Raw genomic sequence first — 8886 nt, forward strand, 5'->3', positions numbered from 1 at the left:
TCCACCACCCGCTCCGAACGACCCACCGCCACAACACCACGCGTCAACACCCACACACGCCCCACCGACCCACCACGCAACAACGGAAGAAGATCGGTCGGTCCTGACGGGAGGCAGAGCACTCCCGCGACATCGGCGAACGTGGCGAGATCGGCGTCGAACCGGGCGCCGACAAGCTGCCCGTCGAGCTCTCCGCCCAGTGCTGCGGCGAGGTCCTCGGGCACCGTTCCGTCAGCCGTGAGCACCAGCCAGGTACCGGTGGCTGCGGCGTGCGGCTCGGGCAGCGGCTGCCACACGACGCGGTAGCGCCATGCGTCCAACCGGGCCTGTTCGCGGCGCCCGCCGTGCCAGGCCGACAGTGCGGGCAGCACGGCCGCGAGGGCGTCGGCGTCGAGGCCGAGGGTGCCGGCGACCTCTGCGGCGTCCTGCCGCTCGACCGCCTGCCAGAACCGGGCCTCCACCTCGTCGGTCTCCGCCGTGGCCCTCGGGGTGGGGGCGATCCAGTAGCGCTGACGCTGGAACGGATACGTCGGCAGGTCGACCGGCCGGGACGCGCCCGCGTGCGGGCTCAGGGCTACGGGCACACCGTGCACGTGGAGCGTTGCCACGGCACGCAGCAGCGCCTCGGGCTCGGGGCGGTCGGCACGCAGCGCGGGCGTGCACAGGACGGACTGCCCTTCGAGGCAGCGCAGGGCCTGCCCGGTGAGGGTGCCGTCGGGGCCGATCTCCAGGAAGACGTCGGCGTGCTCCTGCCGCGACAGGGCCACGGCGTCGGCGAAGCGTACGGGCTCGCGGACCTGACGTACCCAGTAGGCGGGGGTGTCCATCGCACCCGAGGCGGTCGGGACGACCGGGATCGACGGCGCGTGGTACGTCAACGACTCGGCCACCGCCGCGAACCCGGCCAGCATCGGCTCCATCAGAGACGAGTGGAACGCGTGCGACACGGACAGCCGCTTGACCCGCCGCCCCTCACCCCGCAGACGCTCCCCCAGCGCACCGACCACATCGGCCGAACCCGAGACAGTCAGCGAGGAAGGCCCGTTGACCGCCGCCAGATCCACACCCTCCGGCAACTCCAGCTCGTGCTCGGCCGCCTCCACAGCGAGCATGGCTCCACCCTCCGGCAGCGCGTCCATCAACCGCGCCCGCGCCGAGACCAGCCGACAGGCGTCGTCCAGTGACAGCACACCGGCGACGTGCGCCACCGCCACCTCACCCACGGAATGACCCAGCAGGTGTGAGGGGGAGAGGTTCCAGGACTCCAGCAGGCGGAACAGTGCGACCTGAAGGGCGAACAAGCCCGTCTGGGCGTACAGGGTCCGCTCCAACGCCGCGGCGTCCGCATCCGTGTCCGCGAACACGACGTCACGGAGTGGACGTCCGACGTCCACCCGCGCGCAGACCGCGTCGAAGGCGTCCGCGAACACCGGGTACGTCTCGTACAGTTCGCGGCCCATGCCCGCCCGCTGGGACCCCTGGCCCGAGAACAGGAGGACGGGGCGGCCGAAGCCGGACGTCCCCCGGACGACGGCCGGATCCGTACGGCCGTCGGCGAGCGCAGTGAGTCCCACGACCAGGTCGTCGCGGTCGGCGCCGAGCACGACGGCCCGGTGGTCGAGGGCCGCCCGGCCGGTGGCCAGGGCGCGGGCATGGGCGACGAGGTCGGCCTCGGGCCGCTCGTCGAGCATGCGGAGCAGACCGGCCGCCTGGGCGCTGAGCGCTCCGGCGGTACGGCCGGACACCTGCCAGGACAGCATCGACTCCTCGGCGATCTGCTCAGGAGCCTCTGCGTACGCCTCCTCCGGAGCCTGTTCGAGGACGACGTGCGCGTTCGTTCCGCTGATGCCGAACGACGACACCGCGGCCCGGCGGGGGCGGTCCGTGCACGGCCAGGGACGGTGCTCGGTGAGCAGTTCCACAGCGCCGGACGACCAGTCGACGTGCGGGGTGGAGGCGTCGTCGACGTGCAGGGTCCGGGGCAGCTCCCCGTGGCGCATCGCCATGACCGTCTTGACGACCCCGGCCAGGCCGGACGCGGCCTGGGTGTGGCCGATGTTGGATTTCAACGAGCCCAGCCACAAGGGGGTCTCGCGATCCTGCCCGTACGCCGCCATCAGCGCCTGCGCCTCGACGGGGTCGCCGAGGCGGGTGCCGGTGCCGTGCGCCTCGACCATGTCCACGGCGGAAGGCTCCAGGCCCGCGTCGGCGAGGGCCGCGCGGATGACGCGCTGCTGGGAGGGCCCGTTGGGCGCGGTGAGACCGTTGGACGCACCGTCGGAGTTCACGGCGGAGCCGCGCACCAGAGCCAGCACCCGGTGACCGTTTCGTCGGGCGTCGGACAGCCTCTCCACCAGGAGGACCGCGACGCCCTCCGACCAGCCGGTGCCGTCGGCGGCGGCGGAGAACGACTTGCAGCGTCCGTCGGAGGCAAGGCCGTCCTGCTTGGCGAACTCGGTGAACCCGGCCTCGGTGGGCATGACGGCGACGCCACCGACGACGGCCAGATCGCACTCGCCGGTGCGCAGCGCCCGCACCGCCAGGTGCAGGGCGACCAGCGATGAGGAGCAGGCCGTGTCGACGGTGAGAGCGGGCCCTTCCAGGCCGAAGGTGTACGCGATCCGGCCCGACATCACGCTGTTGGAGGTGCCGGTCAGCAGGTGTCCGGTGACTTCCTCAGGAGGGGTGAAGCCGGTGCCGTAGCCGCTGTTCGAAGCGCCGACGAAGACACCGGCACGGCTGCCTCGCAGGGAGGTCGGGTCGATGCCCGCCCGTTCGAAGGCCTCCCAGGAGGTCTCCAGGAGGAGTCGCTGCTGGGGGTCCATGGCGAGGGCCTCGCGCGGCGAGATACCGAACAGGTCGGCGTCGAACTCGGTGGCGTCCGCCACGAATCCACCCAGCCGCGCGTAGTCGACGTCACGGTCGAGGTCCCAGCCCCGGTCCGCGGGGAAGGCCGATATACCGTCGCCACCGGACCGTACGAGGTCCCACAGGTCCTCGGGCGAGCTCACACCGCCGGGCAGCCGGGTACTCATGGCGACGACGGCGAGGGGCTCGTCCGTGGCGGTGGCGGTCCCTGCGGTACCGGTGGGCCGCGGGTCTGCGGTGCCGAGGAGTTCGCCGCGCAGGTGGGCGGCGAGCGAGGTCGCGGTGGGGTGGTCGAAGACCAGGGCGGCGGGCAGTGGCAGGCCGGTGGCCGAGATGAGCCGGTCGCGGAGTTCGACGGAGGTCAGCGAGTCGAGGCCGAGGTCGCGGAAGGCGGCCGCCGGGTCCACGGCGGAGCGGTCGCGGTGTCCGAGAACGCCGGAGACCGCGGTGACCACCAGGTCGAGCAGCACCCGGTCCTGTTCGGGGGCCGGCTGGGCGGTGAGCCGCTCGCGCAGGGCTGAACCGGCATCGGGGGCCACGGCCTTGGTGGTGTCCCTCACCTCGGGGAGTTCCGACAGCAGAGGGCTCGGCCGCGAGGTGGTGAAGGTTGCCGCGAACCGGTCCCAGTCGACGTCGGCGACGGTGAGGCAGGGGTCACCGGAGGCCACCGCCCGGTCCAGGGCGGCGACGGCGAGCACCGGGTCGAGCGGGCGCAGTCCGCGGCGGCGCAGATGGGTGGCGGCCTCGTCGCCCGCGGCCATGCCGGCTTCGGCCCACGGGCCCCAGGCGACGGAGGTGGCGGGCAGGCCACGGCCGTGACGGTGCTCGGCGAGGGCGTCGAGGTGGGCGTTGGCAGCCGCGTAGGCGGCCTGGTTTCCGCTGCCCCAGACGCCGGCGATGGAGGAGTAGGTGACGAACGCGGTGATGCCGGGGAGCCCGGCCGTCAGTTCGTCGAGGACGCGGGCCGCGTCGGCCTTGGCGCGCAGGACTGCGTCGAGGCGGTCGACGGTCAGCCCGGTGAGGTCCGTGTCGTCGGTGACGCCGGCCGCGTGGACGACCGCGGTGAGCGGGTGCTCCGCGGGTACGTCGGCGAGCACGGCTGCCAGGGCGTCCCGATCGGCGACGTCGCAGGCCACGACGGAGACGGTGACACCCGACCGGGTCAGTTCCGTCTTGAGCTCGGAGGCGCCGGGGGCATCGGGGCCGCGACGTCCGACCAGGAGCAGGTGGGGTGTGCCACGTTCCGCGAGGGTACGGGCGAGGTGGGAACCGAGGGCTCCGGTGCCGCCGGTGATGAGGACGGTGCCGTGCGGCTGCCAGGGCGCGGCGGCGGATTCGGGAGCGGCGTGCCGCAGGCGACGGGCGAAGACCCCGGTGTCGCGGATGGCGAGCTGGTCCTCGGGGTGGGTACGGGTGGGGTGGGGCTCGTCGTGGCCGGTGGAGACGCGGTGGGCGCCCGCGAGGACGGCGGCCAGACGGGCTCCTGCCCGGCGGTCGAAGGTCTCGGGCAGGTCGACGAGCCCGCCCCAGTTCTCGGGCTGCTCCAGGGCTGCGGCCCTGCCCATCCCCCAGACCTGGGCGGCCTCGGGGTCGGTGAGCCTGTCGAGACGTCCGGTGGAGACCGCGCCACGGGTCGCGACCCAGCACGGTGCGGTGACTCCGGCCGCGTCGAGGCCTTGGAGGAGGGCGAGGAGGCTGTGGACGTCGGGGCGCAGGACCAGGATCCCGGCCGGGTCGTACGGGCCGAGCAGGTCAGCCCTGACGTCGGCGTCGAGTTCAACGACGTCGGCGCCGGCGGCGCGCAGCGCATCGGCCACGTCCGGCCGGGGTTCGCCGATCACCAGCCAGGTCCCGGTGAGCGTGGTCCCGGGCCGGCTCTCCAGTGGCGTCCAGGCGGTCCGGTACCGCCAGCCGTCCACGACGGACCGCTTGCGGCTCTCCCGGCGCCAGGCGGTGAGGGCCGGCAGCACGGTGTCGAGGCCCGCGTCACCGTCCGCCAGGCTGAGTGCCGTGGCCACGGCGTTCCTGTCGGCCGCGTCGACGGCGGCCCAGAACTCTTCCTCGGCCGGGTCGGCGACGGCCCTGACCTGGGTGGATTCGAGCCAGTACCGCTCGCGCTGGAAGGCGTACGCCGGCAGCTGGACGAGACGTCCGCCTTGGGCGAGGCGGTCGAGCCCGACGGGTACGCCGCGCTCGTGGAGCAGTGCGACGCCTTCCAGCAGGCTTCTCGTCCCCTCGCGTCCCGCACGCTGGGCGGGCACGGCCGTGGCCTCGGCCAGAAGTGCCGGGACGAGGGCCGACAGGATGCCTCCCGGGCCGAGTTCGAGGAAGGTTCCCGTGACCGGAAGAGAGGCGATCGCGTCGGCGAAGCGCACGGGCTCGCGGACCTGGCGCACCCAGTACTCGGGGGTGTAGATGTCGCCGGACGCCGTCGGGACGATACGGATCGACGGGCTGGAGTACGTCAGTGACTCGGCGACCTTCGCGAACTCGGCGAGCATCGGTTCCATGAGGTGCGAGTGGAAGGCATGCGAGACGGACAGACGTTTGACCCGCCGGCCCTCCGCACGAAGGCGCTCCTCCAGCACGTCGATCGCCTCGACCGGGCCCGAGACGGTGAGCGCGGTGGACCCGTTGACGGCTGCGAGGTCCACGTCCTCAGGCAGCTCCAGCTCGTCCTCGGCCGCCTCGACGGCGAGCATGGCTCCGCCGTCGGGCAACGCGTCCATCAGCCGGCCGCGCGCGGAGACCAGCCGGCAGGCGTCGTCCAGCGACAGCACACCGGCGACGTGAGCAGCAGCCAGCTCACCCACCGAGTGACCCACCAACACGTCGGGACGCACACCCCACGACTCCAGAAGCCGGAAGAGCGCCACCTCCAACGCGAACAGCCCCGCCTGCGCGTACACCGTCCGGTCCAGAGCCGCACCGTCCTCGAACACCACCTCCCGCAGCGGACGCTCCAGACCGACACGGGCGCACACCGCGTCGAACGCCTCCGCGAACACCGGGAACACGTCATGGAGTTCACGCCCCATGCCCACCCGCTGCGACCCCTGCCCCGTGAACAGGAAGGCGGTCGTCGTGCTCCGCACGACTCCTGTCCTGGCCTGGGAAAGGGCCAGGGCACTGAGCTGCTGGACGAGTTCCGCGCGGTCGGTGGCGACCAGGGTGGCCCGGTGCTCCAGGGCCTGACGGGACACGGTGAGCGAATGCGCCAGATCGACCGGTCGTACGGTCTCGTCTTCCTCGAGCAGGTCGAGCAGTCGGGCTGCCTGTCCCGCCAGCGCGGACGCCGAACGGGCCGACACCGCCACCAGGACCGGGCGCCCGGGCTCGGGTCCCTCGGAGGGTTCGGGCTGCTCGGGAGCCTGCTCGATGACGGTGTGCGCGTTGGTGCCGCTGACACCGAAGGACGACACGGCAGCCCGGCGCGGACGGCCGGTACTCGGCCACGGGCGCGCCTCGGTGAGCAGTTCCACGGCGCCGGACGACCAGTCGATGTGCGGGCTAGGTTCGTCGACGTGGAGGGTGCGGGGCAGCACTCCACGCCGCATCGCCTCGACCATCTTGATGACGCCCGCGACGCCCGCGGCGGCCTGCGCGTGCCCGATGTTGGACTTCAACGAGCCCAGCCACAACGGCACGTCACGGCCCTGCCCGTACGTCGCCAGCAACGCCTGCGCCTCGATCGGGTCACCCAGCTTCGTCCCCGTACCGTGCGCCTCCACAGCATCCACATCACCGGGCTCCAGCCCCCCGGCGGCGAGCGCGGCACGGATGACACGCTGCTGGGACGGCCCGTTCGGCGCCGTCAGACCGTTCGACGCACCGTCCTGGTTGATCGCGGAGCCCCGCACCACGCCGAGGATCCGGTGGCCGTTGCGGCGGGCGTCGGAGAGCCTCTCCACGAGCAGCATGCCGACGCCTTCGGACCAGCCGGTGCCGTCGGCACCGGCGGAGAAGGACTTGCACCGGCCGTCGGCGGACAGGCCGCGCTGGCGGGAGAACTCGGTGAAGATCGCGGGGGTGGCCATCACGCTGACGCCGCCCGCGAGCGCCATGGTGCACTCGCCGTTGCGCAGCGACTGCGCGGCCAGGTGCAGTGCCACCAGCGACGAAGAGCACGCCGTGTCGACGGTGACGGCCGGGCCCTCCAGGCCGAAGGTGTAGGCGAGACGGCCGGAGGCGACGCTGGTGGAGCTGCCGGTGAGGAAGTGGCCCTCCACGCCCTCGGGGAGCCGTACGCCCACTCCGTAGCCTGACGAGGCTGCGCCGATGAACACTCCGGCCTGGCTGCCGCGCAGGGTGCTGGGGTCGATGCCCGCGCGTTCGAACGTCTCCCACGCGGTTTCGAGCAGCAGCCGCTGCTGCGGGTCCATGGCAAGCGCCTCGCGCGGCGAAATCTCGAACAGACCCGCGTCGAATTCGGCCGCGCCGGGCAGGAAGCCGCCGGACCGGGCGTACGTCGTACCGGCACGGCCCCCGTCCGGGTCGTAGAGCGCGTCCAGGTCCCAGCCCCGGTCGGTGGGGAAGGGGCCGATCGCATCGTCCCCTGCGGAGACGAGTCGCCACAGAGCTTCGGGGGAATCGACGCCCCCTGGGAAGCGGCAGGCCATGCCGACGATGGCGATGGGCTCGTCGGCCGGGGCAGCCACCTTGACGGCGCCGCCCGCTTCACCACCCGCGAGCAGCTCGCGCAGGCGGGCAGCGAGGGCCACAGGACTGGGAAAGTCGAAGACCAGGCTGGCCGGCAGGCGCAGGCCGGTGGCCGCGTTGACGCGGTTGCGGAGTTCGACGGACGTCAGTGAGTCGAAGCCGAGTTCCTTGAACACCCGGCCGGGCTCGACCGCGTCGACGTCGGCGTGGCCGAGGACGGCGGCGACCTCGGCGCGCACGAGTCCGGTGAGGAGGCGGTCCTGTTCGGCCGGGGGCAGCGCGGCGAGGCGCTCGGCGAGTCCGGAGCCGCCGGTGACAGTGCCGGCGAGACGACGTACGGGGGCGCGGACCAGGCCACGCAGCAGCGCGGGTACGGGCTGCCGGGTGCGGGCTGCGGCCTGGTCGAACCGCAGGGGGAGCAGGTGGGTGAGGCCGGTGGCGTGGGCGGCGTCGAACAGGGCGAGGCCCTCTTCGGTGGTCAGCGCGTCGCCGACACGGGTGGCGCGGGCGAGACCGGTGGCGTCGAGGTTGCCGCTGATGGTGCTGGCCTCGGCCCACAGGCCCCAGCCGAGCGCGGTCGCCGCGAGGCCACGGGCGCGGCGGTGCTGGGCGAGCGCCTCCAGGAAGGCGTTGGCCGCCGCGTAGTTGGCCTGGCCCGGGGAGCCGAAGACCGAGGACGCGGACGAGTACAGGGCGAACAGGGCCAGGTCGAGGCCCTCGGTCAGTTCGTGCAGGGCCAGTGCAGCGTCGGCCTTGGGCCTCAGCACCGCGGCCGTGCGGTCGGGTGTCAGTGCCTCGATGACGCCGTCGTCGGCGATGCCGGCCGCGTGAACGACACCGGTCAGCGGATGCTCCGCAGGAACGCTCCCCAACACCACCGCCAACGCATCCCGGTCACCGACATCACACGCCACCACCCCCACCTCAGCACCCAACCCACGCAGCCCCGCCACCAACTCCGACACACCCCGAGCAGCCGGACCACCACGACTCACCAACAACAGATGACGCACACCATGACGCTCCACCAGATGACGCGCCAACAAACCACCCAACGCACCCGTACCACCCGTCACCAACACCGTGCCCCCCGGATCCAGCACCCGAGGCATCATCAGCACATTCTTCCCCACATGCCCACCCGACCCGACAAACCGCAACACCTCCCGCGCCCGCCGCACATCCCACGCCCGCACCGGCAACAACGACAACTCACCCACCGCGAACAGACCCACCAACTCCGCCAACATCTCACCCAACCGATCAGGCCCCGCCTCACCCAGATCAAACGCCCGATACGAACAATCCCCCAACGACCCCGCCTCCCGCAGATCCGCCTTCCCCATCTCCACGAACCGC

Annotated in this window: 1 protein-coding gene; it reads right to left on the reverse strand. The window is 72.7% G+C overall.

Annotation, left to right across the window (positions count from 1 at the left end):
• A partial coding sequence (locus tag ABT001_RS35305) for a type I polyketide synthase (RefSeq protein ID WP_502967580.1) occupies positions 1 to 8879 on the reverse strand: 8879 nt, incomplete at its 3' end.
• Positions 8880 to 8886: the final 7 nt, after the last annotated feature.

Source organism: Streptomyces sp. NPDC002793 (genome assembly GCF_040295485.1).
GTDB lineage: Bacteria > Actinomycetota > Actinomycetes > Streptomycetales > Streptomycetaceae > Streptomyces.